25 protein-coding genes are annotated in these 25,680 nt (G+C 66.6%); 15 read left to right on the top strand and 10 right to left on the bottom strand.

Annotation, left to right across the window (positions count from 1 at the left end; translation table 11 throughout):
* The first annotated feature begins 54 nt into the window (after positions 1 to 54).
* The 6 genes from NP3_RS29170 (at position 55) to NP3_RS29145 (ending at position 5,371) form a co-directional block, all read left to right on the top strand.
* Positions 55 to 882 (top strand): DUF5666 domain-containing protein, encoded by an 828-nt coding sequence (locus NP3_RS29170; protein ID WP_063044808.1) that lies wholly within the window; start codon positions 55 to 57, stop codon positions 880 to 882.
* Between the two features lie 56 nt (positions 883 to 938).
* Entirely contained in the window at positions 939 to 2,072 is a 1,134-nt protein-coding gene (locus tag NP3_RS51340; protein ID WP_307679353.1) for a TtfA family protein, read from the top strand.
* A 38-nt stretch (positions 2,073 to 2,110) separates the two neighbouring features.
* A complete protein-coding gene (locus NP3_RS29160) occupies positions 2,111 to 2,902 on the top strand; it encodes an SDR family NAD(P)-dependent oxidoreductase (RefSeq protein WP_245721158.1) in 792 nt (263 codons plus the stop codon).
* A 5-nt stretch (positions 2,903 to 2,907) separates the two neighbouring features.
* Positions 2,908 to 3,474 carry an orotate phosphoribosyltransferase gene (gene pyrE, locus NP3_RS29155; protein ID WP_063044806.1) on the top strand — a complete coding sequence of 189 codons (567 nt, stop codon included), beginning with the start codon at positions 2,908 to 2,910 and terminating at the stop codon, positions 3,472 to 3,474.
* A gap of 146 nt (positions 3,475 to 3,620) precedes the next feature.
* On the top strand, positions 3,621 to 4,679 hold the full coding sequence (locus NP3_RS29150) for a beta-ketoacyl-ACP synthase 3 (RefSeq protein ID WP_063044805.1): 1,059 nt from the start codon (positions 3,621 to 3,623) through the stop codon (positions 4,677 to 4,679).
* The gene (locus NP3_RS29145) at positions 4,679 to 5,371 is read left to right on the top strand and encodes a lysoplasmalogenase (RefSeq protein WP_063044804.1); all 693 of its coding nucleotides are present in this window, start codon (positions 4,679 to 4,681) and stop codon (positions 5,369 to 5,371) included. The genes NP3_RS29150 and NP3_RS29145 overlap by 1 nt, the downstream gene beginning before the upstream one ends.
* Positions 5,372 to 5,432: 61 nt before the next feature.
* Here NP3_RS29145 and NP3_RS29140 read toward each other — a convergent pair whose 3' ends face one another.
* The 3 genes from NP3_RS29140 to NP3_RS29130 all read right to left on the bottom strand — a co-directional run bounded on the left by NP3_RS29140 (position 5,433) and on the right by NP3_RS29130 (position 8,026).
* On the bottom strand, positions 5,433 to 5,885 hold the full coding sequence (locus NP3_RS29140; protein ID WP_040696927.1) for a DUF3592 domain-containing protein: 453 nt from the start codon (positions 5,883 to 5,885) through the stop codon (positions 5,433 to 5,435).
* Between the two features lie 126 nt (positions 5,886 to 6,011).
* A complete protein-coding gene (locus NP3_RS29135; RefSeq protein WP_063044803.1) occupies positions 6,012 to 6,665 on the bottom strand; it encodes a LuxR C-terminal-related transcriptional regulator in 654 nt (217 codons plus the stop codon).
* Positions 6,662 to 8,026, bottom strand: coding sequence for a sensor histidine kinase (locus NP3_RS29130; protein WP_084509137.1), 1,365 nt, complete (start codon positions 8,024 to 8,026; stop codon positions 6,662 to 6,664). Before NP3_RS29130 ends, NP3_RS29135 begins: the two co-directional genes overlap by 4 nt.
* A 95-nt stretch (positions 8,027 to 8,121) precedes the next feature.
* On the opposite strand from NP3_RS29130, the gene NP3_RS29125 reads away from it, so the two are divergent.
* The 3 genes from NP3_RS29125 (at position 8,122) to NP3_RS29115 (ending at position 10,385) form a co-directional block, all read left to right on the top strand.
* A complete protein-coding gene (locus NP3_RS29125) occupies positions 8,122 to 8,460 on the top strand; it encodes a hypothetical protein (RefSeq protein WP_063044812.1) in 339 nt (112 codons plus the stop codon).
* Positions 8,461 to 8,498: 38 nt separating this feature from the next.
* Complete coding sequence (locus NP3_RS29120; RefSeq protein ID WP_084509130.1) at positions 8,499 to 9,179, top strand: TrmH family RNA methyltransferase; 681 nt, start codon at positions 8,499 to 8,501, stop codon at positions 9,177 to 9,179.
* A gap of 117 nt (positions 9,180 to 9,296) precedes the next feature.
* Positions 9,297 to 10,385, top strand: coding sequence for a glycoside hydrolase family 76 protein (locus NP3_RS29115; RefSeq protein WP_084509135.1), 1,089 nt, complete (start codon positions 9,297 to 9,299; stop codon positions 10,383 to 10,385).
* 3 nt (positions 10,386 to 10,388) lie between these two features.
* On the opposite strand, the gene NP3_RS29110 is transcribed toward NP3_RS29115, so the two are convergent.
* Complete coding sequence (locus NP3_RS29110; protein ID WP_174566280.1) at positions 10,389 to 11,072, bottom strand: DedA family protein; 684 nt, start codon at positions 11,070 to 11,072, stop codon at positions 10,389 to 10,391.
* A 19-nt stretch (positions 11,073 to 11,091) separates the two neighbouring features.
* Entirely contained in the window at positions 11,092 to 11,751 is a 660-nt protein-coding gene (locus NP3_RS29105) for a DedA family protein (RefSeq protein ID WP_084509133.1), read from the bottom strand.
* A 324-nt stretch (positions 11,752 to 12,075) separates the two neighbouring features.
* On the opposite strand from NP3_RS29105, the gene fbaA reads away from it, so the two are divergent.
* On the top strand, positions 12,076 to 13,110 hold the full coding sequence (gene fbaA / locus NP3_RS29100; RefSeq protein ID WP_063044797.1) for a class II fructose-bisphosphate aldolase: 1,035 nt from the start codon (positions 12,076 to 12,078) through the stop codon (positions 13,108 to 13,110).
* 31 nt (positions 13,111 to 13,141) lie between these two features.
* Positions 13,142 to 14,260 carry a BTAD domain-containing putative transcriptional regulator gene (locus NP3_RS29095; RefSeq protein WP_063044796.1) on the top strand — a complete coding sequence of 373 codons (1,119 nt, stop codon included), beginning with the start codon at positions 13,142 to 13,144 and terminating at the stop codon, positions 14,258 to 14,260.
* Between the two features lie 4 nt (positions 14,261 to 14,264).
* Here NP3_RS29095 and NP3_RS29090 read toward each other — a convergent pair whose 3' ends face one another.
* Positions 14,265 to 14,603: an excalibur calcium-binding domain-containing protein gene (locus tag NP3_RS29090; protein ID WP_169814594.1), complete on the bottom strand. Its 339-nt coding sequence runs from the start codon at positions 14,601 to 14,603 to the stop codon at positions 14,265 to 14,267.
* A gap of 318 nt (positions 14,604 to 14,921) precedes the next feature.
* Between NP3_RS29090 and NP3_RS29085 the strand changes: the two genes are divergently transcribed.
* Complete coding sequence (locus NP3_RS29085; RefSeq protein WP_063044794.1) at positions 14,922 to 16,376, top strand: DUF4185 domain-containing protein; 1,455 nt, start codon at positions 14,922 to 14,924, stop codon at positions 16,374 to 16,376.
* Positions 16,377 to 16,386: 10 nt separating this feature from the next.
* On the opposite strand, the gene NP3_RS29080 is transcribed toward NP3_RS29085, so the two are convergent.
* Together NP3_RS29080 and NP3_RS29075 are read right to left on the bottom strand one after the other, a co-directional pair.
* Positions 16,387 to 17,457, bottom strand: a complete 1,071-nt coding sequence (locus NP3_RS29080; protein ID WP_063044811.1) for a fused (3R)-hydroxyacyl-ACP dehydratase subunits HadA/HadB — start codon at positions 17,455 to 17,457, stop codon at positions 16,387 to 16,389.
* Positions 17,458 to 17,573: 116 nt separating this feature from the next.
* On the bottom strand, positions 17,574 to 18,890 hold the full coding sequence (locus tag NP3_RS29075; RefSeq protein ID WP_245721157.1) for an Rv0361 family membrane protein: 1,317 nt from the start codon (positions 18,888 to 18,890) through the stop codon (positions 17,574 to 17,576).
* A 2,031-nt stretch (positions 18,891 to 20,921) separates the two neighbouring features.
* Between NP3_RS29075 and NP3_RS29065 the strand changes: the two genes are divergently transcribed.
* Both NP3_RS29065 and NP3_RS29060 read left to right on the top strand, forming a co-directional pair.
* Positions 20,922 to 21,371 carry a DUF3151 domain-containing protein gene (locus NP3_RS29065; RefSeq protein WP_063044809.1) on the top strand — a complete coding sequence of 150 codons (450 nt, stop codon included), beginning with the start codon at positions 20,922 to 20,924 and terminating at the stop codon, positions 21,369 to 21,371.
* 99 nt (positions 21,372 to 21,470) lie between these two features.
* Positions 21,471 to 22,574, top strand: a complete 1,104-nt coding sequence (locus NP3_RS29060) for an FUSC family protein (protein WP_063044792.1) — start codon at positions 21,471 to 21,473, stop codon at positions 22,572 to 22,574.
* Positions 22,575 to 22,869: 295 nt separating this feature from the next.
* Here the strand turns inward: NP3_RS29060 and NP3_RS29055 are convergent, their stop codons facing one another.
* Both NP3_RS29055 and NP3_RS29050 read right to left on the bottom strand, forming a co-directional pair.
* Positions 22,870 to 23,655, bottom strand: coding sequence for a site-2 protease family protein (locus NP3_RS29055; RefSeq protein WP_063044791.1), 786 nt, complete (start codon positions 23,653 to 23,655; stop codon positions 22,870 to 22,872).
* A gap of 2 nt (positions 23,656 to 23,657) precedes the next feature.
* Positions 23,658 to 24,365 carry a hypothetical protein gene (locus NP3_RS29050; protein ID WP_444980796.1) on the bottom strand — a complete coding sequence of 236 codons (708 nt, stop codon included), beginning with the start codon at positions 24,363 to 24,365 and terminating at the stop codon, positions 23,658 to 23,660.
* Between the two features lie 212 nt (positions 24,366 to 24,577).
* Between NP3_RS29050 and NP3_RS29045 the strand changes: the two genes are divergently transcribed.
* Positions 24,578 to 25,680 (top strand): adenylosuccinate synthase (locus NP3_RS29045; protein WP_063044789.1); only part of this gene is annotated, 1,103 nt, incomplete at its 3' end.

The raw sequence follows: 25,680 nt of genomic DNA, 5'->3' as shown, positions 1-25,680 counted from the left end.
CGAACACGCCGCGCCGGAGGCGCGGCCAAAGATACAGAGCCTACGCTGGAGGCCATGAGTAGTCCCAACGATCCCTGGGCACAGCGACCGGAGGATGCGCCGACGGAACATATCGGTCCGTCGGGTAAGTCGGGATTTCAGCCTTCGTCGCCTACGACGGAATACACCGAGGCGTTCGGCCACGGCGATGCGACCTCGGTCTATCCGTCGACCGAACAATACGAGCCGTGGGGGCCGCCGCCGGTCAATGCCACCAAGGAGTTCCCGCCGTACGAGAGCCAGGTCCAGTGGGGCGGGCAGGAAAGTGGCGCGTGGCAGGAGCCGACCCAGGTCAGTGCATACGGCCAGCCCGGCGCGCAGTATCCGCCCGGCCCGCCGGGTGGACCCCTACCCCCGGATCAGCAACCGCCGCGCAAGCGCAATACCGGCCTGTGGATCGCCCTCGGAGTCGGGGTGATTTTGCTGATCGGCGCGGTCAGCGTGCTCGCGGGCGTGCTGATGGGAGGTAAGGACACCTCGTCGAGCTCCGCCGCGAGCACCTCGGCCTTCCCGACCGCGGGCCGATCCCCCGTGCCCTCTGGCGGTCCATCGTCCACTCAGGTCCTGCCGAGCATTCCGGGACTCGGCGGCATCGATAACCTCGGCGCGACCATGGGCACCATCAAAGCCAATGCCGGTGGCCAATTGACCCTCGACACCATCGGCGGATCCGCCGTGACGGTGCGGACCACCGACAAGACCCAGGTGATCTCGTTGACCGGGTCCAAGGCATCCGATCTTCCGGTCGGCGACATGGTCGTGGTGCAGGGCGATAAGGCCGCGGACGGTTCGATCGACGCGAAGATCATCATCAGTACCGCACTGCCCGGGGGCACGCGGTGAAATATCAGCGGGCAGTGATGCGCAATAGCCCTGTCGGCTCTATAGGGTAGGCGACGATGACGGCAATGTGGTTCGGGTTGGCGGCGATCGCGCTCGTTGGTGCGATCGTGCTGCTGTATTTCGATCGGGTCCAGCGACAGCGGACCGGTCATGCGCGCCAGGTGTGGGCGAAGGCGCAGGGCTATACGTATGTGTCGGTGGAACCGGCGCTGGCGTCCACTTGGCGCCGCGGTGCGTTGGCCAAGCTCGGCTACCTGTCCGCGGTGGATGTGGTGTCCGGCATCCGCAAGGGCGAGAAATTCGTCCTCTTCGATCTGGAAGACGCGGCGACGCTGGTCGCGGTGCGCAGGCAGATCGGCTCCGATATCGATGTGGATATGCGGCTCAAGACCGCTTCCCCGCCGAAGGACGCCGATCTGGAACTACTCGGTGCGATCGGCGATCGGGTGGTGTTCGCGACCAATCCGGAAATCGCCAGGCACGCGGTCGACCAGCGCATGGTCGCCTTCATCGAATCGCTGCCCGATAGCGTCCAGATGCTGTGGAGTGAGGGCAACTGGACCCTCGGCATGCTGAATGTCGGGACGGTGGCCAAGGATTGGGAGACCGCCATCGATGCGGTGCTTCGCCTGTCCGGTCTGCTGCATGTGCTGCCGCCGGTCAGCGATGCGCGCGGGGTGGATTCCGGTGGTCACGATCCGGGACGGCCGCATCCGCGCAAGCGCGCGGACGAGCGGGACGAGGCGGACAGTCCGGTGGCCGCGCGGGTCGCGTCGGCGGATCTGCGCAAGGGCGAGGATTTCGACGACGACTACGAGGCCGCCGCCTACGACGAATCGTCTTATGACGAAGACGATTTCGACCGGCCGAAGTACCGCGAGTACTCCGACGACGACTATTACGACGACGAACCGGCCGCCGAACCGGTGACCCCTGAGCCGCCCCGTCGCCCCAGTCTCGCGGTCGTCCCCGACTCCCGCTCGCGGGCCCGCGACGAGCGCTGGGCAGCCGAACCGGAGGACGACTGGTCGCCGGAGGACCGTCCGGCCCAGCGCAAACCCGCGAAGCCCGAGCCCGTCCGGTCCGAGCCGGATGCGGACGATTGGCCGTCGGCAGAGCACACACCGGAACCGCCCGGCGGTCCGTTCCACCCGGGATTCCGCCCGTATCAGGGACCCGTGCCGCAGTGAGCGGGCATGACGCCCTCTCGACACCGATTGTCCAACCTGTGCGCCTGCCCGGTGCCACCCGACCCGTCGCGCTGATCACCGGACCGACCTCCGGCATCGGGCACGGATTCGCCGTGCGTTTGGCCACACTCGGCTACGACTTGGTGCTCGTCGCCCGCGACACGGACCGGCTGAACGCACTCGCCGCGGAATTCGAGCGGAAATTCGCGACCCGTTCGGAGGTGCTCGTCGCCGATCTGGCCAAGGCCGACGATCGGGATCGGGTGCTGACCCGCGCCGCCGACGGCATCGAATTCCTGGTCAACAATGCCGGATTCGGTCAGTCGGGGGAGTTCTGGACGCAGCCGCCCGCCGAGGTCCAAGCCCAACTCGATGTCAATGTCACCGCGGTGGTGCAGCTCACCAGGGCCGCGCTGCCATCGATGCTCGCAGCCGCGAAGGGTTCCATCGTCAATGTGGCCAGCGTCGCGGGTCTGATCCCCGGACGCGGCTCGACCTATTCGGCTTCCAAGGCCTACGTCGTATCCTTCACGGAAGGGCTGGCGGGTGGACTGGCTGGAACGGGAGTCCGGGTCCAAGCCCTGTGCCCCGGATTCGTGCACACCGAATTCCACGAGCGGGCCGGTATCGAGATGTCCTCGCTGCCGAAAAAGCTGTGGCTGAGCGTCGACCAGGTGGTCGCCGGTTCGCTACGTGATCTGGAGAAGGACCGGGTGCTCAGCGTGCCCGGGGTGCAGTACAAAGTGCTAACCACCGCCGCCGGGATGATCCCGCGAGCCCTGGCGGCCCGACTGAATCGCGGCATGTTCAACGCACGCGGAAGGACTTGACAGACATGATCGACCAGGCGAACAAGGCCACCGTTTCGACGGACGACCGAGATAGATTGGCCGCATTGGTGCGCGAGCTCGCCGTCGTGCACGGCCGCGTCACGCTGTCCTCTGGCAAAGAGGCCGACTACTACGTCGACCTGCGCCGCGCCACCCTGCACCACGGTGCCGGACCGCTCATCGGCAAGTTGCTGCGCGAGCTGGTGGCGGACTGGGATTTCGAGGCCGTCGGCGGACTCACCATGGGCGCGGATCCGGTCGCACTGGCCGTCATGCACGCACCCGGCCGTCCGATCGACGCCTTCGTGGTGCGTAAAGCCGCCAAGACGCACGGCATGCAGCGCCAGATCGAGGGCCCGGACATCGTCGGCAAGCGGGTGCTCGTCGTCGAGGACACCACGACCACCGGAAATTCGCCGCTGACCGCCGTGCGCGCACTGCGCGAGGCCGGTGCGACCGTCGTCGGCGTCGCGACGGTGGTGGACCGGGAGACCGGCGCCGATCAGGTAATCGCCGCGGAGGGCTTGGAGTACCGGTCCATCCTGGGATTGAAGGATCTGGCCCTCGGTTAAGCTGCGAATGCGGTCCTGGGTCGCCAACGCTGGCGGTCAGCGCTTCGCCTTGCGCTGAAACGCCGACAGCGGTGCGACTCGATAACAGGACGTATACGTCGAGCGCGATGAGGCGTTCGAGACAGTGAAGGGTCGTGGAGTTACCTGTGGTGAGCATTGCAGTCAATAAGAGCCGTGCGAATGTCGCGATGCTCGGCATCGGTGCTTACCGTCCGAAACGCCTGGTCAGCAATGAAGAGGTGTGCGAGGTTCTCGACTCGACCCCGGAGTGGATCTATGAGCGCACCGGTGTGCGCAACCGTCGGTGGATCAGCGGTGAGGAAACGCTGCAGTCGATTTCGGCGGCCGCCGGTGAGCGGGCGATCGTCAACAGCGGCATCGACCGGTCCAAGATCGGCGCGCTGATCCTGGCCACCTCGAGCTGGTTGACGCTGACCCCGCACGGCGCCCCCAAGGTCGCCAACGACCTGGGGATGAACGGCATCGCGGCCTTCGATCTGACCTCCGGCTGCGGCGGTTTCGGCTACGGCCTCGGCGTCGCCGCCGACCTGATTCGTTCCGGATCGGCCGAATATGTGCTGCTCATCGGTGCCGAGACGATGACGGTCGGGCTCGATCCGACCGATCGCGGCACGGCGATGATCTTCGGCGACGGTGCGGGTGCGGTGGTGGTCGGGCCGAGCGAGGAGAACGGCATCTCCCCGACGGTCTGGGGCAGCGACGGCGAGAATGCCTCGGCGATCGAGCAGGACGTCAACTTCCTCGAATACATGGAGAAGGCACAGCGGCTGCAGGGCACCGATCCGGCCGTCGAGCCCATCGGCCGGATGTCGCTGCGGATGGAGGGCCCGCGGGTATTCCGTTGGGCGGCGGTCACTTTGCCGCGTGCGCTGGCCTCGGCGCTCGAGGTCTCCGGTGTCTCCAAGGAAGATATCGAGGTCTTCATTCCGCATCAGGCCAATGCGCGCATCAACGAGCTGATGAAGAAGAACCTCGGGCTGGCCGATGACATCCCGGTGGCCAATGACATCGAGAACACCGGCAATACCTCCGCCGCATCCATCCCGTTGGCGATGGAGGAGATGCTGGTGACCGGTAAGGCCAAGGGCGGCCAGGTGGCGCTGCTGCTCGGCTTCGGTGCGGGGCTGAGCTATGCGGGCCAGGTTGTCACGCTGCCGCCCGCCCCGAAAGAGCCGAGCTTCTGATGGTGCGACCGTTGCGAGCCGCATTTCTGGCGGCAGCGGCGGCGACCGTGTACGGCGCGGTCACCGGCCGTGAGAAGGTGCAATGGGTTGCGAAGCCGCTGCTGATGCCGCTGTTGGCGGCGGATGTGGCGACCGATCAGGCGGTGTTGGAGCCGGTTGATCGGACAGTTCTGCTGGGTTCCCTCGGTGCCGCGACCATCGGTGATGTGCTGCTGATCGAGCCGGACAATGATCGACGGCTGATCGCTGGGGCGTCTTCGTTCGCGGTGATGCAGACCGGATATTCGGTGCTTTGGTGGCGCAGCGGTGGGCGTCCGCGCCCGGAGACCGCGGTGCCACGGGTGTTGGCCTGGCTCGGTGCCGCACTGCTGATGCGGGCCAAGGCGCCGACCGTCGCGGCTCCGCTGACGGCCTATGGTGCGACGCTGGGTAGTGCGGCGGTGCTCGCCTCCGATCCCGGATTAGCCCCGGACGCGAAAAATGTTGGCGGACTGAATATTCCGAGTGCCGATCCGCGTAGCCGACTCGGCCTGGGTGCATTGCTGTTCACGGTTTCCGATGGGCTGATCGTGCTGCGGCGGCTGTTCGCGCGGAGCGAGCGTTCCCGGCGGGTCACCGAGGGTGCCATCCTGGCTACCTACGCGGCCGCGCAATATCTGCTCGCGGATCCACGAGCGCACGCGCGGGACTGACCCGCGCGCCGTCGATTCGGCGAAATGCCGGATCGGCCTGGCCCGCGCGGGTAGTCGAAAGCTATTGCCCCAGAACGAGAATGATCCGATCGCGATTTTGCGGATCGACCCGGATGGAGATGGTCTCGCCGACCGCGAGCCGCGGCTTGTCGGCTGGGGTGACATCGAAAACAATAGTGCCACGGTAACTTTCGGATCCCGGCACAACGAGCTCCAGATCGAATTCGGTCAGTTCGGTGTGATGATCGGTGCGCTGCAGCGTATGCGCGCCCTCGATGGTCGCCCATCCCTCCAGCCCGTGCCGCCACAACTGCCGATCCGCGCGCGACGGCCGAGCCGCCAATAGCATTCCGACGCCCACGCACGATCCGAACAGACCAACCAGCGCGACGATCTGGAATGGCTCGGTCCCCGGCGGCGTATGCGGTAGTAGCCAGCCCAGCCAGAATCCGAGCACGATCAAATACCCGGTGGTCACCCCGAGCACTGTGCGGAGAACGCGTGCGTGATCCATGCCAGCCTCCACCCGACTGCCCTGCACCTCCAGAATAGGACCGCCCACCCCACCGTGAACCCGCCTTGACCACAACCGTGACCTGCCCCCCACCACACCCAGCCCCCATTCTACGGATGACCCGGTTCAGCCCTTCAGGCGCAGGACTGCGAGGACTCGGCGGTGGTGGGTGTCCGACGGTGGCAGATCCAGTTTGGTGAAGATATTGCCGATGTGCTTTTCGACCGCGCGCTCGGTGACCGTGAGTGCGGTCGCGATCGCATTGTTCGACAGACCCTGTGCCATCAGTTCGAGAACCTCACGCTCGCGGGGTGTCAGCCGGGCGAGCGAATCCTGTTGGCGTGCGGCGCCCATCAACTGACTCACCACCTCCGGGTCGAGTGCGGTGCCGCCGGTGGCGACGCGGTCCAGGGCGTCGACGAAGTCGCGGACGTCGGCCACCCGATCCTTGAGCAGATAGCCGACGCCGTTCGCGCCACCGGCGAGAAGCTCGGTGGCATAGCGGGTTTCGATCCACTGCGAGAACACCAGCACGCCGGTGAGCGGATATTTGCGGCGCAACTCGATCGCCGCGAGCAGCCCCTCGTCGGTGAAGGTCGGCGGCATCCGCACATCCACGACGGCCACGTCGGGGTTGTGGGTGCCGACCACATCGCTCAAGGTGGTGGCGTCGCCGACGATGGCGACCACCTCGTGGCCACGCTCGGTCAGCAGCCCGGCCAGTCCGTCGCGCAGGATCGCATTGTCCTCGGCGATGACCACCCGCAACGGCGTACTCATCGTGGTCCGGCCGTCGGCAGCAGGATGGTCACCACGGTCGGCCCGCCGGTCGGACTCTGCACGGTCAGCGTGCCGTCCACCGCACGCGCCCGCGCGGCCAGTCCGGAAAGTCCGCTGCCCGCGACGTGTTCTCCGTCCATCGGCTGCAGTACACCACCGATTCCGTTGTCGCGCACGGAGACCGCGATGGTGTGCGCATCGGTCGGCAGGACCGATACCCACGCGCCGGTGGCATTCGCATGTTTGACCACATTGGTGAGCAGTTCGGCGACCGAGAAGTAGGCGATCGCCTCGATCGCGGGATTCGGCCGCTGCGGCAGATGGACTCGCAGCTCCACCGGAACGGCACACCGCGAAGCCAGTGTTTCCAGTGCCGGGTCGAGCCCCAATTCGAGTGCGGGCGGATGGATTCCGCGCACCAGTTCACGCAATTCGGTCAGCGCCTCCTTGGCATTGGCGTGTGCGTCGGCGATCAGGTCGCGAGCGTCACCGCCGTGGGATATCCGCTCCTCGGCCCGGCCGAGGGCCATGGCGATGGTGACCAAGCGCGCTTGCGTGCCATCGTGCAGATCGCGCTCGACCCGGCGCAGCGTCGCCGCCGAATCCTCGACTGCCGCCCGCCGACTCGCACGCAATTCGACCAATTGCCGGTCCCGCGCGGTCGCCGACAGCAAGGCGATGGTGAGCAGTCCGTGCACCCAGCACACCGCGCGCAGTAGCCACGGCAGTGCGAAGCAGCAGATGATGCCGACCGCGGACATCAGCAAAACCCTTGGCCAAGTGTCGATATAGAAGGATCCGAATTGGGCCAGCGAATGGTGCTCGACGCCGTTGTCGTCGATATTCATCGGATTGAACAGCACCCACGGGATGGGCGAGAGTGCGGTGAATACCGTCACGGCCACCACGATCAGCACGAGATAACCGCCGACCACACCGAGTACGACCTGTGCGAACAGGAACAGAATGGCCCGCCAACTCGCGCGATCGGTGAACGCGCTCTTCAGAAATCCGAAAAAGCCCCGCTGCGAGACATACGGCGGCGGCGCGTCGACAGGCGTATCCAGCAGATCCCTGGCCAGCGCGCGATACACCTTCGCCCAGAGCCGCGTGCCCAGCATCACCAGTGCCAGAATCGGGATGCCGATCAAGAAGATCGAGGCGTACAAACCGCCGCCGAAACCGAAGAACAGGTAGCAGACGGCGAGCATGCCGATCACGAAAACCGTGAATACATAGACGAGTTGCTTCCAGGTCCGGGCCTGGATCGGCGCCCGCAGTATCGCGCGCAGCACCTGTCGCGCGTCCGGACCGGTCGTGCCGGTGGGCGCGTCGAGCACGAGGGTTTGTGTCTCGGTCATGGACTCCATGGTTGTCGCGGGCACGGCGGCATTCGATCGAGCTGACCGCCGAATCGGAGGTGTGGCCAGCCACACCACCAACTACCATCCTGCGCATGAACTATCCGCCGCCACCGCAGTACGGTTCGCCGTACGGCTACCCAGCCTATGGCCCGCCGCAGGATCATCCGCAGGCCATCACGATCATGATCCTCGGCATTCTCGGCCTGCTGCTGTGCCAGTTCCTCGGCCCGGTCGCGTGGGTGATGGGTAAGAAGGCGCTCAACGAGATCGATGCGTCCGGCGGCGCCATCGGTGGTCGCGGCAGCGTCCAGGCCGGATATATCTGCGGCATGATCGCCTCGATACTGCTGATCCTGACCATTCTGTTCGTCATCCTGATGGTGGTCCTCGCCGCTGTCGGCGTCCTCGGCTCCTCGTCCTCGACGTACTGAATCGTGGCGGCGGGGCGGCCGGAATTAGCATCGTCGGGGTGAACCACCCCGCGCCGGATACGGCCGAGCAGCCAGGACCCACCGAATGGGGCGAGCACCCGCACGGTGTCGGACCATGGGCGCAGGAGCACGGGGAAGCCCCGCCGCAGGATCCCCACTACGATCCGGAGCTGCTCGCGGGCGGTGACCGCCGCAACGTCGTCGATGCCTACCGCTACTGGAAGCGCGAGGCGATCATCGCCGATATCGACCGCCGCAGGCATCCGTTCCACGTCGCCATCGAGAACTTCGGCCACGACGCGAATATCGGCACCGTGGTGCGCACCGCCAACGCTTTCGCCGCGGCCGCCGTGCACATCGTCGGCAGGCGGCGCTGGAATCGCCGCGGCGCCATGGTCACCGACCGCTATCAGCACATCGAACATCACACCGATATCGGCGAGCTACTCGCCTTCGCCGAGCGGGAAAACCTGACCGTGGTCGCCGTGGACAATGTGCCCGGCTCGGTTCCGCTGGAAACCGTCGAGTTGCCGCGCCGCTGCCTGCTGCTGTTCGGGCAGGAAGGGCCGGGTGTCACCGAACATGCCAAGGGCGCGGCGGCACTGACGGTTTCGATCGCGCAGTTCGGTTCGACCCGCAGTATCAATGCCGGAGTCGCGGCAGGCATCGCAATGCACGCATGGATCCGGCAACATGCCGATTTGACGTCAGCTTGGTAACGAAAAGATCGGTATTAAACGGGTCGAAGCTGGCACCATTGACCCATGACCTCGCGGAGTCCGGAAACCGGGCGCGATGCTGCCCCCACGCCCGCGCTGTGGTCCGAGCGCGCGGATATGGCCGAATCCGCGATCGTCTCTCGGCACCTACGCGCGCTATGGGCCGTCCCGGGAACCGAATTGGGTGTCGTCGGTTGGCCGGCCACCCGTCGTGAGCGGGCCTTCGCATCCTGGCACTACTGGTGGCAGGCGCATCTGATCGACTGCGCGGTCGATGCCGCCAACCGGGTGCCGACGCCGACGCGACGCAAGCGCATCGCCGCGATCGCGCGGGCACATCGGCTGCGCAATATCACCGGCTGGACCAATAACTACTACGACGATATGGCCTGGCTGGCAATCGCTTTGGAGCGTGCCGAGCGAACCCAGGGCATCACCGAGGCGCGCGGCGGTCTGATCGCACTCGAGAAGGAGCTATACGACGCCTGGGATCCGGCGCGTGGCGGCGGTGTGCCGTGGCGGGTCGGCGCGGACTATTTCAATGCCCCCGCCAACGGACCGGCCGCGATCGCGCTGCTGCGCCTCGGCCGCCACGTCCGCGCGCAGGAAATGGCGGACTGGATCGATACGACGTTGTACGACAAGGAATCCGGCCTGATCCTGGACGGCATCCACCTGCCCTCCGGCGAGATCGAGAGCCCGACCTTCACCTATTGCCAGGGCGTGGTGCTCGGCCTGGAAGCTGAACTCGCGGTGCACACCGGCGAGCCGCGCCACAGCGAACGGGTGCACCGGCTGCTCACCGCGGTCGAGGAGCAAATGACCACCAATGGGGTGATCAATGGCGGCGGTGGCGGCGACGGCGGCCTGTTCAACGGAATCCTGGCCCGCTATCTCGCGGTGGTCGCGCTGATGCTGCCCGGCGATGAGCGCGAACAGGTGGCCGACCGGCGGACCGCGGCGGCCATTGTGCGCGCCAGCGCCGCGGCCGCCTGGGCGAACCGGCTCGAGGTCGAGGGCGAGCCGCTGTTCGGGCACGACTGGAGCAAGCCCGCCCAGTTACCCGGCGGCCGGTCCGGTGCCGGACATTTCACCGCGGGCGGTTCGGTGACCTCCTCGCGGGTGCCCGAACGCGATATGTCGGTGCAACTGTCGGGCTGGCTGCTGATGGAGGCGGCCTACCAGGTCAGCGCCGCCGGGCTGTAGGCGTCAGCACTCGGACTCCAGCACGCCGGTCGGCGCGGTTTCGAAATCGAAGTCCTCGGCGGGTTTGGCGATCTCCTGGCGGTAGTGCCGGATACCGATGGCGGTTCCGATGATCAGCCCGACCACCAGGGTGCCGATGACGCCTGGCATCAGCCACGGCACACGGTCCAGGAAACTGCCCGCGTAGTAGCCGATGAGCAGCAGCACCGGCGCCCAGATAATGGCGCCGACCGTGCTGGCCACGGTGTACTTGCGATGATCCATCCGCGCCGCGCCCGCGACCATCGGGCACAGCGTGCGCACCCATGGGATCCAGCGCGAAATGAGTACCGCGAGGAAGCCGTGCTTCTGCAGCAGTTCGGTGACCCGCTGCAGGTTGCGGGTGTTGATGTAGCGGCCGTTCTTCCTGGCCACCAGATGATGGCCGGTGCGATGCCCGATGACATAGCCGACCTGGTTGCCCGCGATGGCCGCGATCATCGCGCCGATGGACAACGCCCAGACATGGGCCTCGCCCGCGGCGTTGGAGGCCATCACGATGCCCGCGGTGATGAGCATCGAATCCCCCGGCAGGAACAACCCGATGATCAACGCGCATTCGAGGAAGACGAAGGTCAGCACCACCGTCCAGACGAGCGCGGGCCCCGCCGAGGTCAGCGGATCGAAACTGCCCACTGCTAGGGGCAACTGCGCCGTGGACACCGGCTCAGTGGGTCGGCTCGTTCGTCGAGGCGGTCAGCGCGGCATCGTCGTGCTGAGCGGCCTCGTCCGCACCGCGGTTGAGCACCTTCTTGGCCACCGCGATGATGCCGGGCAGGATCGAGATAAGGACGATGAGCAGGAAGATCGGCTCGATGTTCTTGCGAATGAATTCGATATTGCCGAGGAAGTAGCCGAGCACCGTGACACCGCCGCCCCACAGGACGGCGCCGACGATGTCGAAGGTGACGAACTTGCGGTAATCCATCTTGGACACACCCGCAAGCACCGGCATGAACGTACGCACGATCGGCACGAATCGGGCCAGGATGATCGTCTTCGGCCCGTGCTTTTCGAAGAAGGCATGCGTCTGGGTGACGTAATGCTTCTTGAACAACCGGGTGTCTTCCTTGTGGAACAGTGCGGGCCCGATGGCCCTGCCGATCCAATACGCGCATTGATCACCGGCGAAGGCGGTCACCATGACTGCGGGCAACAGGATCCAGATCGATACCGGCGGGTTGTCCGTCGCGGACAGCAGGCCGCCGGTGAACAGCAGCGAATCGCCCGGGAGGATCGGGAAGAGCAGGCCGGTCTCGATGAAGACGATCACCAGGATGGCCGGGAGCACCGCGTTCTTGAGCCACGTCTCCGTAAGCAGGTGCATCGGGTCCAGCAACTGGGTCAATGCGACGTTGCTCGTCACCGATTCTGTCGCTGCCAGCAGAATCACGCGGCCTCCTGTCCCGGGTACGGCTGGCCTGCATTGCTTGCCACCGCATCGGAAGCTGCCAGCGCAATTACGCGGCCAACAGTACCGGGTCCAACTGAGAAACCTCTTGCTGTGCGAAAAGTTCGCTTCGTCCGACCGGCCGGTCCGTATTGTCAACCCGCCTCACAGAGCGGTCCCCGCACATCGCGCGAAAGCCCGCTGGCCTACTCTGTGGGCTGACAGAATTGTCTTTTGCCGCACAACACGGAGGTCTTCACAGTGCCCATCGCGACTCCGGAGGTCTACGCCGAGATGCTCGGTCGGGCCAAAGCGAACTCCTTTGCCTTCCCGGCCATCAACTGCACCTCCTCGGAAACCGTCAACGCGGCCATCAAAGGCTTCGCCGACGCGGGCAGCGACGGCATCATCCAGTTCTCCACCGGCGGCGCGGAGTTCGGTTCGGGCCAGGGTGTGAAGGATATGGTCGTCGGCGCGGTCGCGCTGGCCGAATTCGCGCATGTGATCGCCGCGCGCTACGACGTGACCATCGCGCTGCACACCGACCACTGCCCCAAGGACAAGCTGGACACCTTCGTGCGGCCGCTGATCGCCATCTCTCAGGAGCGGGTGAACGCGGGCAAGAACCCGCTGTTCCAGTCGCACATGTGGGACGGCTCGGCGATCCCGATCGACGAGAACCTGGAGATCGCCAAGGAGCTGCTCAAGGCGACCAACGCCGCGAACATCATCCTCGAGGTCGAGATCGGCGTCGTCGGCGGTGAAGAGGACGGTGTCGAGGCCGAGATCAACGAGAAGCTCTACACCTCCCCCGAGGACTTCCAGAAGACCATCGACGCGCTCGGCGCGGGCGAGAACGGCAAGTACCTGCTCGCCGCGACCTTCGGCAATGTGCACGGCGTGTACAAGCCGGGCAATGTGGTGCTCAAGCCCGAGGTGCTGGCCGAGGGGCAGCGCGTCGCGGCGGCCAAGCTGGGTCTGGCGGCGGACGCGCAGCCGTTCGATTTCGTCTTCCACGGCGGTTCGGGCTCGCTGAAGTCGGAGATCGAGGATTCGCTGCGCTTCGGTGTGGTGAAGATGAACGTCGACACCGACACCCAGTACGCGTTCACCCGGCCGGTGGCCGCGCACATGTTCAGCAACTACGACGGTGTGCTCAAGATCGACGGCGAGGTCGGCAACAAGAAGGCCTACGATCCGCGCAGCTACCTGAAGAAGGCCGAATCGGCCATGGCGGCACGTGTCGTCGAGGCGTGCAATGATCTGAAGTCCGCGGGTCGCTCGATCAGCGCCTGACCCTATTTACCCTTCGGGGGGCATTGAGCACATGGTTTTGGATGTGCGCGTGCTCGGGCCCGTTCGATTGCTCGTCGGTGGTGAACCGGTGGCGGTCGGCGGGCCCAAGCCGCGAGCCTTGCTCGCCGCGCTGACCGTCAATCGACGGCGTGCGGTGGCTTCGGCTGCGCTGGCCGATATGGTCTGGAACGAGGATCCGCCCGATTCCTACGCCGCCAGCCTGCAGGTATTCGTCTCGAATATCCGTAAGGCACTACGTAATTCGGGTGTGGATCCGGCCATGGTGCTGCGCACCGAATCATCCGGTTATCGACTCGAGATCCCGGAGGATGCCTGCGATCTCGGCCGCTTCGAGGCGGCCAGGGATGCGGGCACGCGCGCCGCCGAGGTCGGCGACCATGTGGGCGCGTCGCAACTGTTCGGAACCGCGTTGCGCGAGTGGAGCGGTCGGGCACTGGCCGATCTGGCCGGATTGCAGTTCGCCGACGGTTTCGCCACCGCGATGGACGAGGAGCGGCTGCAGGCCGCCTCGGCTCGTATCGATGCCGAAATCGCCTGTGGGCGGGCGTCATCGGTGATCGGCGAGTTGGTCTCGATGACCAATGAGCATCCGCTGCGCGAACCGCTGTGGGGTCAGCTGATCACCGCGCTGTACCTATCCGGCCGACAGGCCGACGCGCTGGACGCGTGCCGTCGGGTGCGCACGGTGCTCGCGGACGAACTCGGTATCGATCCGGGGCCGGTCCTGGTCGATCTCGAACAGCGGGTGCTGCGGCAGGAACCGCTGAGCACGATGGAACTCAAGCGCACCGAGCGGCTGGCCGCGGCGATGACCGAGACGGTCACCGAGATGCCGCGTGCGGTCCGCAGCGGTCAGCTGCGCATGCCGGACGGCCGGGTCACGGCAATCGCGCAGGGCGGCATGCGAATCGGCCGGATGACCGACAACGATCTGGTCCTCGACGATCCGAAGGCCAGTCGCTACCACGCGCACATCATGCCGAGCCGGGCCGGACTGCTGATCAAGGATCTGCATTCGGCCAACGGCGTGTACGTCAACGACGAGGCGATCGAGAGCGGCGCGCTGCTGGCCGACGGCGACAATATCCGCATCGGCGCAACGGTTCTGGTGTTCCAGGCCGTCCAGTAGTCGCTCAGTCGCAGGCGATGCCGTCCCCATCCGGATCCAGATACGGGTTGTACCCGGGCTGACCGCGATAGAGCGGCAACTTCCCCTCGGCCCGAACCTGATCGCAATCGGTGTAATACCTCGGAGACTCCTCCTCCGTCGACTTCTCCGGCGGCGGCACATTCGACCCCTTCGGCCCCGGCCGATAGGACGGCACCGGAAGCGAACTATCCGGCCCGGCAACGAATTGGACGGCAGACGAATCGGCGACGGCGATCGGCGAGGCGATCGCTATACCGCCGACAACGAGACAGGCGGCGCCGAGCGCGGGTACAGCGCGGCGACAGATCAGTGAGGCGTTCACATTCTCCATCCTGCTCCGCTTTTCGTGCCTGCGTCGGTGCGGTCGAATGAGAACCACCGGAGGCCCTTTGCTCCCCCGGTGGACGGCCACTCACCCCGACTCGAGTTGTCGTGTCGTGGACGGTAGCAGGCGGTTGGGCCGCGGTCCCGGAAATGGAGTAGGAGTTTCCTGTTAATTCTGGATGTCCATGCGGCGCATGGGTTATTCGGGCGGGGTGAAGTGGGCAAAACGGGTAGGGTCGGGCGCTGGTGCACAGCATCGCGGAGACCATTGATGCGGCGGGTGTCCAATTTGCGTGAGATATCGAGGGGTTGCGGAATGGCTCGGCGGTGGGTTGCGGTGTTCGGCGCGGTCGTATGTGCGGCCGGGGCGTTGACGTGCGCGGCACGAGCCGGTGCCGCGCCGGAGGGGGCAGGGCCGGTGGCCGGGCCGTGTGTGACGGATCCGCCCGCGACGCATGAAGGCTTGGTACCCAAGACCCTCGATGTGCCGATTCCGTATCCGGTGATCACCGTGCTGCCGCCGGATCGGCCGGAGCCCGCGCCGGTTCGGACGCAGATGCGGTTGCCCTCGGATCCCTGCACGAATCCGTGCCCGGATCTGACCGACTTACCGGCACTGCCACCGAGTCCGGCGAGCCAACTCGGCATTCCGGAAATTCTGTTGAGCCCCAAGCCTTTCCACTTCGCGATTCCGGGACCGGGACCGGATCCCGGTCAGGTGCCGCCGCCTCCGCCGCGGGTGGATCCGTCGATCGAACCCGCCCCTTTGACAGCGGCTCGGCCGACGCCACGGGTCGGCGCGGTCACCGAGGTGGCCAAGCAGACCGGCGCGAATTCGGTCAATCGGACCGATAAGCGCTGGCAGGTCGATGGCACCGACCTCGGCATCATGTGGGAGAGCGCCCCGGGGGAGATCGCGACCGCATTCGGCGACACCGTCGGACGCGGCTTCCACCCACCGGGCGGAATGGGATCGGATTGGCGCAGCAATGTGCTCGCATTCAGCACCGATCGCGATCTCACCGACGGGATGACCTACGACCGGATGGTGACCGACGACCGCTGCCACGCGGCCGAGGTGCTCTCCAGCCGCAAACTCGACAATGTCGAGGTCACCACGATTCCGACCTCCGGATTCGCACTCGGTGCGCGGCAGTACCTGAGCTATATGTCGATTCGCACCTGGAACAGCATTCCGGGCACGTTCTTCACCAATTACGGCGGCATCGCCTATTCCGATGATCACGGTCAGACGTGGACCAAAGATCCCTACGCGCATTGGGACAACATCTTCGGCCTCGCGAATTTCCAAGTGAGCGCGATGGTTCCGCAGGGCGACTACGTGTACATGTTCGGCACGCCCAATACCCGCCTCGGCTCGGTCGGCCTCGCCCGTGTGCCGAAGGATCAGCTCCTCAACACCACCGCATATCAGTACTGGCGAGACGGAAACTGGACTCCGGTAGGCGGATTCGGCTCCGCGAGCCCGATCGTCGACGCCCCCGTCGGTGAGTTGTCGGTGCGCTTCGACGCCTCCCGGAACGTCTGGCAGATGAGCTATCTGGATACCGCGAAAGCGGCACTGGTCGTCCGTGAAGCGAATTCACCGCAGGGCGTATGGTCCGATGGCGCACCGACGGTGACGGTGCGCGAATATCCCGAGTTGTACGGCGGATTCATCCACCCCTGGTCCTCGGGTCCTGACCTGTACTTCAACGTTTCGACCTGGAGCGACTACAACGTCTATCTCGTGCACGCGAGCATCGAATGAGGTTGCGCCGCTAGGCGAAGCGAACCTCGGCGATGGCCCGGCCGAACAGTTTGCGGCCCTCCGAACTACCCGCGAGCACAATGGTCGCGGTCCGTCGGCGCGGATCCAGCGATTTGATCTTCCCGCTGAATTCGACGGCGCTCGGCGCCTCGGCGGTCACCGGAACGAATCCGGAGAACCGCACGCTGAACTTTTCGATGGCCGTCGGATCACCGAGCCAGGAGGTCAGATAATCACCGGCCAGGCTCATGGTCAGCATGCCGTGCGCCACCACGGTCGGCAGTCCGGCCAACTGGGCCGCGCGCTCGCTGAAGTGAATCGGGTTGGGATCGCCGGAAACGCCCGCATAGTTGGTCAGATCGCCGCGCGTCACATACGCGGTCTCGGCCGGGAGTTGATCGCCGACGGCCAGCTGGTCGAAGTCCGGGAGCGAGCGCACGGATGCGCTGCGCACCGCGGGCTGTCCGGGGGCCGGGGCATCCGCGGGCAAGGCGACCAGTGGGCCGCTGTCCGGCACCGTGATATCGCCGACGGTGACCGGGCGCGCGTGCATCATGATGTTCTCGACGGCGGCCGCGATATTCGGATCCACCTCGACACCGCGGCGCGCCACGATGGTGGTCGAACCCGATACCACGATCTCGCCCTGCTGGTTGGTCAGCGAGAAGGTCACCAGGATGAAGTCGTTATCGCCGAACTGGCGGATCGAGTCGATCACGATCTCGGTGCTGAGCCGGTCACCCGCCAGGATCGGGCGGGTGAGCTCGAAGACCTGGTCGGTCTGCAGGATCTGGGACAGGTCGTATTCGGTGAGCACCGTGTCCAGCAGGACCCTGGTCGCATTGATGCCGATGACCGAGGCGAAAGTCGGCGGCGCGATGATGCCGTGGTAACCGAGCTCGAGCGCATCGGGTTCGGAGTAGTGCGCACCGTGGCGACTCTGCGTCGCGCGGGCGAACTCACGGACCTTCTCCCGGCCGACCGAATAGTGTTCGCGAACCCGGAACCGGCTTCCCGCCAGCGTGGCTGTCTGCTCGACCACTTCGACTTCCGGCTTTTCGATTGTCTGCTCCCTGACCATGATCCGGGCCATGCTACTGGCGAACCGGTCTGATAACCAGGTAAGTGTGACGTTCGCTACCAGTTAGAGGGCTTACCTTTTGGATATGTCCTGCTGGACTCGGCGTCACCGTTCGGCTAGGGCGTCCCGGCACTCGGCGGGTCGCAGACCTTCCAGCCGTCGGCGGTCTGCTCCAGGTCGAATGTCCGCGCCGAACGCTTCGTCGGGTCCGCGTCGGTGTACACGGTGGCCTGTGCGATCGCCGTCTTATCTGTGATCTTGATCGCATCGACGCTCGCCACCACGGGAATGTTCTTGCGATCCATCGACAGCTGGTGCACGCCCGCGAACTGGTCCGCCGCAATGCCCTGATAGAAGTCGTGCAACTGTCCGCAGGTGGTGTTGCGCAGCGCCGCGAGATCGCCGGATTTCAGCGCCTGGGTGTAATCGGTGATGGTGGCGCGCACCTTGGCCTCCGGGGAGTTGTCACTCCGGCCCCCGATGAGCGCGACCGCGAGCCCGATCACCGCGATGAGCGCCACCGCGGCCGCACCGAGGAACAACCAGCGCTTCGAGCGCTCGGCCGGTGCTTCGGCGGCCGCCGGTTGCTGACCGGGCGGCGTGATTCGCTGCGGCTGGGCCATCTGTGATCCGGTGACCGGCTGCGCGGGTCGAGTCAGCTGGGTGTCCGCGGGTGACGGGGCCGACGCGACCTGCCGCGGCCGCCCCGGCCCGCGCGGTGCGGAGGGCGCGGTCTCCTCGACTCCCGGCCCACTCTGCGAAGGCCCTTGCGCCCCAGCCTGTTTCGGACCGGCCGCCGGACGTGGTGTGCTCGGCGGCTTGGTGATCGGACCGGGCCGCGCCGCGGGCGGAACGACGCGGTCGGTACCGGGCTTGTTCCCGGCATCGGTCCGCATTCGCTGCGTAGCGTCCTTGTCGGCCGGTTTCTGAATCGGCAGTGCGACGGTCTGCTCGGCATCCAGCTTCGAAACCACCGGCATGGCGACGGTCTTGTCGTCCGCGCCCGCCAAATCCGGCTCATCCTGCGTCGGAGCAGCCGTCGCTTCCTTGGCGGTCGGCTTCGCCTTCGGATCGATCCGGCGCATCACCATGGTCGCCGCATCCGCACCTGCGGCATCGTCGACCTCGTCGGCCGTTGTCGCAGACTTGGCCGCAGCCGAATCTCGCTGGATTACAGCGGTTTCCGCAGCGGATCCGGTCGCCGATACGGGGGTGTCACCTGGTGACGGGGTTTCAGACGGTGGCTCAGCTCCCGTCGGGGATTTGGCGGCACTTGATGCGGGCGCCCCTGCGGTGGATGCCGCGGACTCGTCGGCCGGATCGGCGTCGGATCCAGCGGCGGCCGCAGCGGCAGTTCCACCGGCCGCAGCAGCAGCGGCGGACTTCGCCGTACCGGCAGCAGACTGGGCGGCGGGTCCACCTCGTTTGATCACGACAGTCGGTGCATTCGGCCCGGAGCCAGTATTGGCTACTCCGCCGGAGCCGCCAACTGGCCTCGCCTGACCCGGAGCTGCCGCGCCCGGCGCCTTCGTGGAAGCCGTCTTGCCCTCGACGCCGCCACGCGAGATCTCCGTGGTCTTCGCCGCGTCACCGCCGGACCGTGTGGCATCGGCAGCTGCGCCCGATTTCGCGGGACCGGGCGCAGACGAGGCCGCGCCGCCATCTCGTCGACCCGCGCCATCCGGCTTGGTTCCGCCGCCGGGCGCCGCAGGTGAGGCTGTGCCGCTGTCTCGTCGGCCGACACCGCCCGGCCCGGTTGCGCCGCCTTGCGCAGGTCCAGATGGAGCCGCGCCGCGATCTCGCTGGCCCGCGCCGCCGGGCGCGGGAGCCGATGAGCCGCCACTTCGCTGTGCCGCGCCGCCTCGCTGTGGCGCGCCGCTGGGGTTGGTTGCGTCGGTCGGTGTGGAAGCAGGTGAGGCTGTGCCGCCGTCCCGCTGGCCTGCACCACCTGGCTTTATTGCGTTGCCCGGTGTGGGAGCAGATGGGCTGCCGCCGCCTCGCTGTGCCGCGCCGCTGGGGTTGGTTGCGCCGCTCGGTGTGGAAGCAGGTGAGGCTGTGCCGCTGTCCCGCTGGCCCACGTCGCCTGGCTCTATTGCGTTACCCGGTGTGGGAGCAGATGGGCTGCCGCCACCTCGCTGTGGAGCGCCGCCGGAGTTGGCTGTCTCGCCCGGCCTGGTTGCGTTATCCCGTGTGGGGGCCGATGAGTCGCCACCTGGCTGGGCTGTGCCGCCTGGGTTGGCTGTGCCGCCCGGCCTGGTTGCGTTGCCTGGCCTGGTTGCGTTATCCGGTGTGGGGGCCGATGAGCCGCCACCTGGCTGGGCTGTGCCGCCTGGGTTGGCTGCGCCGCCCGGCGCGGGAACCGATGAGGTGCCGCTAGTTTGTTGGCTTGCGCCGCCCGGCCTGGTTGCGCCACTCGGCGTTCGAACGGATGGTGTTGCGCCGCCAACTTGTTGGCCCCCGCCGCCCGGCTTGGCAGTATTTCCCGGCGCAGGAGCAGGCGAGGCGCCACCGCTGTCTCGCTCGCCTGCGGTGCCCGGCCTGGTTGCATTACCCGGCACGGGCGGCGAGGCTGCGCTGGTATCTCGCTGGCCCGGCCGTGTGACGCCGCTCGCGGTCTGAGCGGATGGTGTTGCGCCGCCAGGCCGTTGACCTGCGCCACCCGGGGCGGATGTGGATGACGGCGCATTGGTTGGGCTGGGTGCCGCCGGTTTCCCGAGCGCGGCGATATCCCCGGTCGCCGCACTGGACCCGCCCGACCGCCCGGGCGACGGCTGCCTCTGCGACGAAGCCGCGGGAACTGGCCGCGGTGCGCTGGCCGCACCTTCTTTCGCAGCCGAACCACTTCCAGATGGCGCACCGGATCCCCGAGATACGTTCGGCCCCGACGAGGCGGGCACCGGTCGGGTTGGAGCAGTGGCCGAGCCGCCGCCTCCCGCAGCGCCAGGACCCGATGGGGCGCCGGAGCCTGTGGCTGAACCAGGGCGTGTGGGGGCGTTGGATCCCGACGAACTGGGCCCTGACGATGAGGGGAACGGACGGGTCGCGTCGGCCGCGCCAACTTCGGTCCCCGAGGGGCTGCCCGTTCCCGACTGGGTGCCGGAGCCTGTGGCCGGACCTGGGCGCGAGGGCGCACCCCGTTCGGAGGGGTTGGGCGATGTGGGTGTCCGGTCCGCGGGCGCGGCTGGGCGCGGGTCAGCTGCCGCTTCGGCCGGGCGGCCAGGATTTTGTGCCGGGCTCTTCTCGTCGTTCGGGTCGGACACCTATAACCCCTCGGTCGGGCGGAACAGTTGAACTCGACGGCCAGCCTAGCCAGCAATTCGATCGACTGTGATGATTCCCCCGCGCCGTACGCCGCCTCATCCGGCTCGACAGCGGCGGGTGGGTGGGAGAGGCGGACCGGGCACTGCTCAGCAAGGGGAACGCCGTATCGGCGCGACACGCGCGCGCAGTGCACAATGAACCGCATGACCTCGTTCGGTGACTTGCTCGGACCGCAACCGGTACTCCTGCCCGAAGACTCCGACGCGGAGGAGGCGCTGCTGAACAATGCCGATCCGGTGCAGGTCGCGGCCGCGCATCCGTCGGCTTCGATCGCCTGGGCCCATCTCGCCGAGGCCGCGTTGGAGCGTGGCGGGGCCGAGGGCAATACACAGGTGGTCAATCACGACATCGTCGCCGCGTACGCATTCGCGCGCACCGGCTACCACCGTGGCCTGGACCTGTTGCGGCGCAATGGCTGGAAGGGGTTCGGGCCGGTGCCGTGGAGCCACGAACCCAATCGCGGTTTCCTACGCAGTGTCGCCGCACTGGCCAGGGCGGCCAGGGCGGTCGGCGAGACCGAAGAGTACGCACGTTGCCTCGATCTGCTGGAAGACTGCGACCCGCGCGCCGCGGGTGAGCTCGGCCTCGGCTAAGTGATTGCAGCATCGCGTAGCGATTCGAAGAGGGGTGGTGGTCGGGCGACGGGTGGGCTCGACCCGAACTCCCCGGTAGGTGTCGCCCGCGACAGCAGCGTGGAAAAGCTGCGCAGCTCGTGGGCGCGGCTGCGATTGTCCGCGCTGCCGATTCTGCAGTGCGCGGTCGGCGCGGCGCTGGCCTGGTTTATCGCGCACACAATAGTCGGGCACACCCAGCCCTTTTTCGCACCGACCGCGGCCGTGGTCTCGATCGGCATTTCGTTCGGCGCCCGGCTGCGCAGGTCGGTGGAGTTGGTGGTCGGCGTCGCGGTCGGCATCGGCATAGGCGACCTGTTCATCACCCGCGCGGGGACCGGCGTCTGGCAGATCGCCCTCGTGGTCGCGGTGGCCATGGCGCTGGCGGTATTCCTGGACGGCGGTTCGATCATCACCATGCAGGCCGCCGGTTCGGCGGTGCTGGTCGCGACGCTGCTGCCGCCGTCGGCGGGCGGCGGCTTCTCGCGCATGATCGATGCGCTCGTCGGCGGGTTGGTCGGCGTGGTCGTGGTCGCATCGATACCACTGCATCCGGTGCGTCGAGCCCGCGAGCAAGCCGCGGAAGTCCTTGCGGTACTGGCGAAGTCGCTGCACGACTGCGCAGACGGTCTGCTCGAACAGGATCCGGAGAAGATCCGCACGTCCCTGACCGCGGCTCGCGCGACCCAGCCCCAGATCGATGGACTGCGCTCCACCTTGGAGGGCGGCCGCGAGATCAGCCGGATCTCCCCGCTCTATTGGAATTCCCGCCAGCGCCTCGATCGGATCCGCGCCACCGCCGACCCGCTCGACAACGCCGTCCGCAATACGAGGGTGCTGCTGCGCCGCTCCCTGACCCTGGTCCAGGACGATGAAATCCTCGATCCGCGACTGATCGAGGGATTGGAGCGCTTGGCCCAAGCCGTCGAGGTGGTGCGCCGGATGATGCTCGCCGATCCCGGCCAGCAGCCGGATCAGGCCGAGGCCGCCAGGGTGCTGCGCGGCATAGCGAAGGCCGCGCGACCGGAACTCGTTGAGGGCGCGGGACTTTCGGCTCATGTGGTGTTCGCGCAGATGCGCTCCATGCTGGTCGATCTCATGCAGGTCTGCGGCATGCAGCGCATCTCGGCCATGGCTCTGCTGCCCCCGACGGTCCCGCATCCGCACGTGCCGCCGGAGGAATGAGCAGACTACTCAGCGGATTTTCGGACATATTCCCGCCGCTGCGGAGCCGCATGCCCGGCCCCTGTCACCGAATCACGATCTTCACGTAGTCCGCTACTCGTGTTCGCAGCTGCCCGCGGTCATAGCCTCGAGAGGCAACCGCGGTTACGAGGGGTAGCGCGGTTGGGACGCTTCGCCCGACGGCGAACCGCCCTACCGGCCATATGGTGTGGTGGCCGGGCGGGTACGGGCGCGCAGCGGTCGTGCGAAGAGGTCGCCCGGTCCGGGAGGTCGGATCGGGCGACCGGGGTATCGGCTAGGTCCAGAACCGGGTCAGCCAGCTGCCGTACCGCGACCAGTCCGCATCGACCCCGGACAACTCGTACAGCGAGTACACCGCATCGAAGAACACCTTGTTGATCGACGGCGTGACCAGCAGCGCGAACACGATCAGCATCCCGAACGGCTTGAACTGATCGAGCGCCCGCCGGGTCTGATAACTCAGCGACGGCTCGACCACGCCGTATCCGTCCAACCCGGGCAGCGGCAGAATGTTCAAAAGCGTTGCGGTGATCTGCAGAAACGCCAGAAAGCTCAGGCCGTACCAGAACGCGCGATGTGACGTGTCACTGCCGAAGAACCGCACGACCACCAGCAGCAGCACCGCGCATACCGCATTCACCGCGGGCCCGGCGCCGCTGATGATCCGCTGCATGCGCGCGCTCACGTTATGCGTGTGCACGTACACCGCACCGCCCGGCAAGCCGATACCGCCGAGTGCGATGAACACCATCGGCAACACGATCGACAGCAGCGGATGGCTGTATTTCAGCGGATTCAGGGTGAGATAACCCCGCAACTCGACCTCGCGATCGCCCGCCCGCCACGCCGTGTACGCATGCGCGAATTCATGCAGGCACAGCGTGACGATCCAGCCGAATACGACGAGCAGAAATACCCCGAACTTCGCCCGCGTCGACTGCACGTCGGCGTCCCATGCGAGCACGCCACCGGCCACCGCGATCGCGATCACCAGCAGGAATATCGGGCTCGGCCGCCGCGAAACACTCGATACGGGGCGGCCGTCTCTCGGGAAACGCATCGTCAACGCACCAGCAGCCAGTTTTCGTGATGCCGATAGAACGACGAGCGCGGCAGCACCCGATCGTTGGCGATGCCGTCCCTGGTCACCACGGCCCCCGGCGTGCCGAGCTGCGCGGCCCGCCCTTCCAGCCAGCGTCGCCTTCGGATGATGTTCTTCTGCACGCTCGCCCGCACCCCCGGCATATCGAGCATGGGGGAGACGATCATCGCGTCGACCTTGCCGGAGAACAACTGGGCGTCGTCCACATAGGCCTCGCCCTCGAGCTTCTCGCCACCGGGCCCGGTGATCTCGGCCCGTCCGACCAGCACGGTTCCGGTGTCGTCGCGAATCAGCGGGGTTTCGACGGGCCGGCCCTTCACCGCCCGCTTGGCGGCGGCATTGCCGGTGCCGGTCTGGTAGGCGCGCGAGCCGTAGGTCTTTTCGACGGGGACGTACCCGATCTCCACATGCAGTCGCTCGGTCCGCATCAGATGGGTCAGCACGGAGGCCAGGGCGGCATCGTCGCCGAGCACGATCAGCCGGGGCAGGCTGTCGGCGGCGAGGACGGGCAATAGCTCATCGATGACGCTGGTTTCCGGGATGGCGGTCGTCTGCGAGAGCGGCAGCGACGCGAGGGCGATGGGTACCGGTGCGCCGTCGCAACGGAGAACGTGGGTACTCAAACTGCCGTACACCCTCCTCGGTTCGGCCGACAACCCGTCGGTCACCCTCGCCACCTGTCGGCGGACCTCCGGTCCGCCAGTGCCTCGCAACCATAGCCCTGCCCGACTACGGCCACACGGTTGTCGAGCCTACGGTGCGATCCGGTTCGATGCCGCCTCGAACGCGTTGGGTAGACTGTGCTTCCGGCCACCGCCTCAATACGGCAGGTAGCTGCAGTACACGAGATACTGCGCGTCGAACCGTAGGAGACACGACCATGCCGGCAATCGTCCTGATCGGCGCCCAATGGGGCGACGAGGGTAAGGGCAAAGCAACCGATCTGCTCGGTGGCAGGTTGCAGTGGGTGGTCCGGTACCAAGGCGGTAATAACGCCGGTCACACGGTCGTGCTGCCCAATGGCGACAAGTTCGCGCTGCATCTGATCCCGTCCGGCATTCTCACGCCGGGCGTGACGAACGTCATCGGCAATGGTGTCGTGGTCGATCCCGGCGTCCTGCTCGCCGAGCTGGCCGGACTGGAGGAGCGCGGCGTCGACACCTCCGGGCTGCTGCTCTCGGCCGACGCGCATCTGATCATGCCGTACCACGTGGCCATCGATAAGGTCACCGAACGCTTCCTCGGCAACAAGAAGATCGGCACCACCGGTCGTGGCATCGGTCCGTGCTATCAGGACAAGGTCGCCCGCGTCGGCGTGCGCGTCGCGGATGTGCTCGACGAGAAGATCCTGACCCAGAAGGTCGAGGCGGCCCTGGAATTCAAGAACCAGGTCCTGGTGAAGATCTACAACCGTCGTGCATTGGACCCGCAGCAGGTGGTGGATGAGGTACTCGGACAGGCGGAGAGCTTCAAGCATCGCATCGCCGACACGCGCCTGGAACTGAATCTGGCGCTCGAGCGCGGCGAGACCGTACTGCTGGAGGGTTCGCAGGGCACCCTGCTCGATGTGGACCACGGCACCTACCCGTATGTCACCTCGTCCAACCCGACCTCGGGTGGTGCGGCGGTCGGCGCGGGCGTCGGACCGAACAAGATCACGACGGTGCTCGGCATCCTGAAGTGCTACACCACCCGCGTCGGCTCGGGTCCGTTCCCGACCGAACTATTCGACAATTTCGGTGAATTCCTGGCCAAGCAGGGCGGCGAGGTCGGCGTGACCACCGGTCGGGCCCGCCGCTGCGGTTGGTTCGACGCGGTCATCGCGCGCTATGCGACCCGGGTCAACGGCGTCACCGACTTCTTCCTCACCAAACTGGACGTCTTGTCGAGTCTGGAGCGGGTGCCGATCTGCGTCGCCTACGAAATCGATGGCAAGCGGGTCGAGCAGATGCCGACCACACAGACCGAATTCCACCACGCCAA

Source organism: Nocardia pseudovaccinii NBRC 100343 (genome assembly GCF_001613225.1).
Taxonomy (GTDB): Bacteria; Actinomycetota; Actinomycetes; order Mycobacteriales; family Mycobacteriaceae; genus Nocardia; species Nocardia pseudovaccinii.
This window is presented reverse-complemented; position numbering and strand designations above follow the sequence as displayed.

Excerpts from the sequence above, each read along its gene's own strand:
- NP3_RS29170 (WP_063044808.1), top strand. The coding sequence starts at position 55 with ATGAGTAGTCCCAACGATCCCTGGGCACAGCGACCGGAGGATGCGCCG.
- NP3_RS51340 (WP_307679353.1), top strand. The coding sequence starts at position 939 with ATGACGGCAATGTGGTTCGGGTTGGCGGCGATCGCGCTCGTTGGTGCG.
- pyrE (WP_063044806.1), top strand. The coding sequence starts at position 2,908 with ATGATCGACCAGGCGAACAAGGCCACCGTTTCGACGGACGACCGAGAT.
- NP3_RS29145 (WP_063044804.1), top strand. The coding sequence starts at position 4,679 with ATGGTGCGACCGTTGCGAGCCGCATTTCTGGCGGCAGCGGCGGCGACC.
- NP3_RS29140 (WP_040696927.1), bottom strand. The coding sequence starts at position 5,885 with ATGGATCACGCACGCGTTCTCCGCACAGTGCTCGGGGTGACCACCGGG.
- NP3_RS29135 (WP_063044803.1), bottom strand. The coding sequence starts at position 6,665 with ATGAGTACGCCGTTGCGGGTGGTCATCGCCGAGGACAATGCGATCCTG.
- NP3_RS29130 (WP_084509137.1), bottom strand. The coding sequence starts at position 8,026 with ATGACCGAGACACAAACCCTCGTGCTCGACGCGCCCACCGGCACGACC.
- NP3_RS29125 (WP_063044812.1), top strand. The coding sequence starts at position 8,122 with ATGAACTATCCGCCGCCACCGCAGTACGGTTCGCCGTACGGCTACCCA.
- NP3_RS29115 (WP_084509135.1), top strand. The coding sequence starts at position 9,297 with ATGGCCGAATCCGCGATCGTCTCTCGGCACCTACGCGCGCTATGGGCC.
- NP3_RS29105 (WP_084509133.1), bottom strand. The coding sequence starts at position 11,751 with ATGCACCTGCTTACGGAGACGTGGCTCAAGAACGCGGTGCTCCCGGCC.
- NP3_RS29095 (WP_063044796.1), top strand. The coding sequence starts at position 13,142 with ATGGTTTTGGATGTGCGCGTGCTCGGGCCCGTTCGATTGCTCGTCGGT.
- NP3_RS29085 (WP_063044794.1), top strand. The coding sequence starts at position 14,922 with ATGGCTCGGCGGTGGGTTGCGGTGTTCGGCGCGGTCGTATGTGCGGCC.
- NP3_RS29080 (WP_063044811.1), bottom strand. The coding sequence starts at position 17,457 with ATGGTCAGGGAGCAGACAATCGAAAAGCCGGAAGTCGAAGTGGTCGAG.
- NP3_RS29065 (WP_063044809.1), top strand. The coding sequence starts at position 20,922 with ATGACCTCGTTCGGTGACTTGCTCGGACCGCAACCGGTACTCCTGCCC.
- NP3_RS29055 (WP_063044791.1), bottom strand. The coding sequence starts at position 23,655 with ATGCGTTTCCCGAGAGACGGCCGCCCCGTATCGAGTGTTTCGCGGCGG.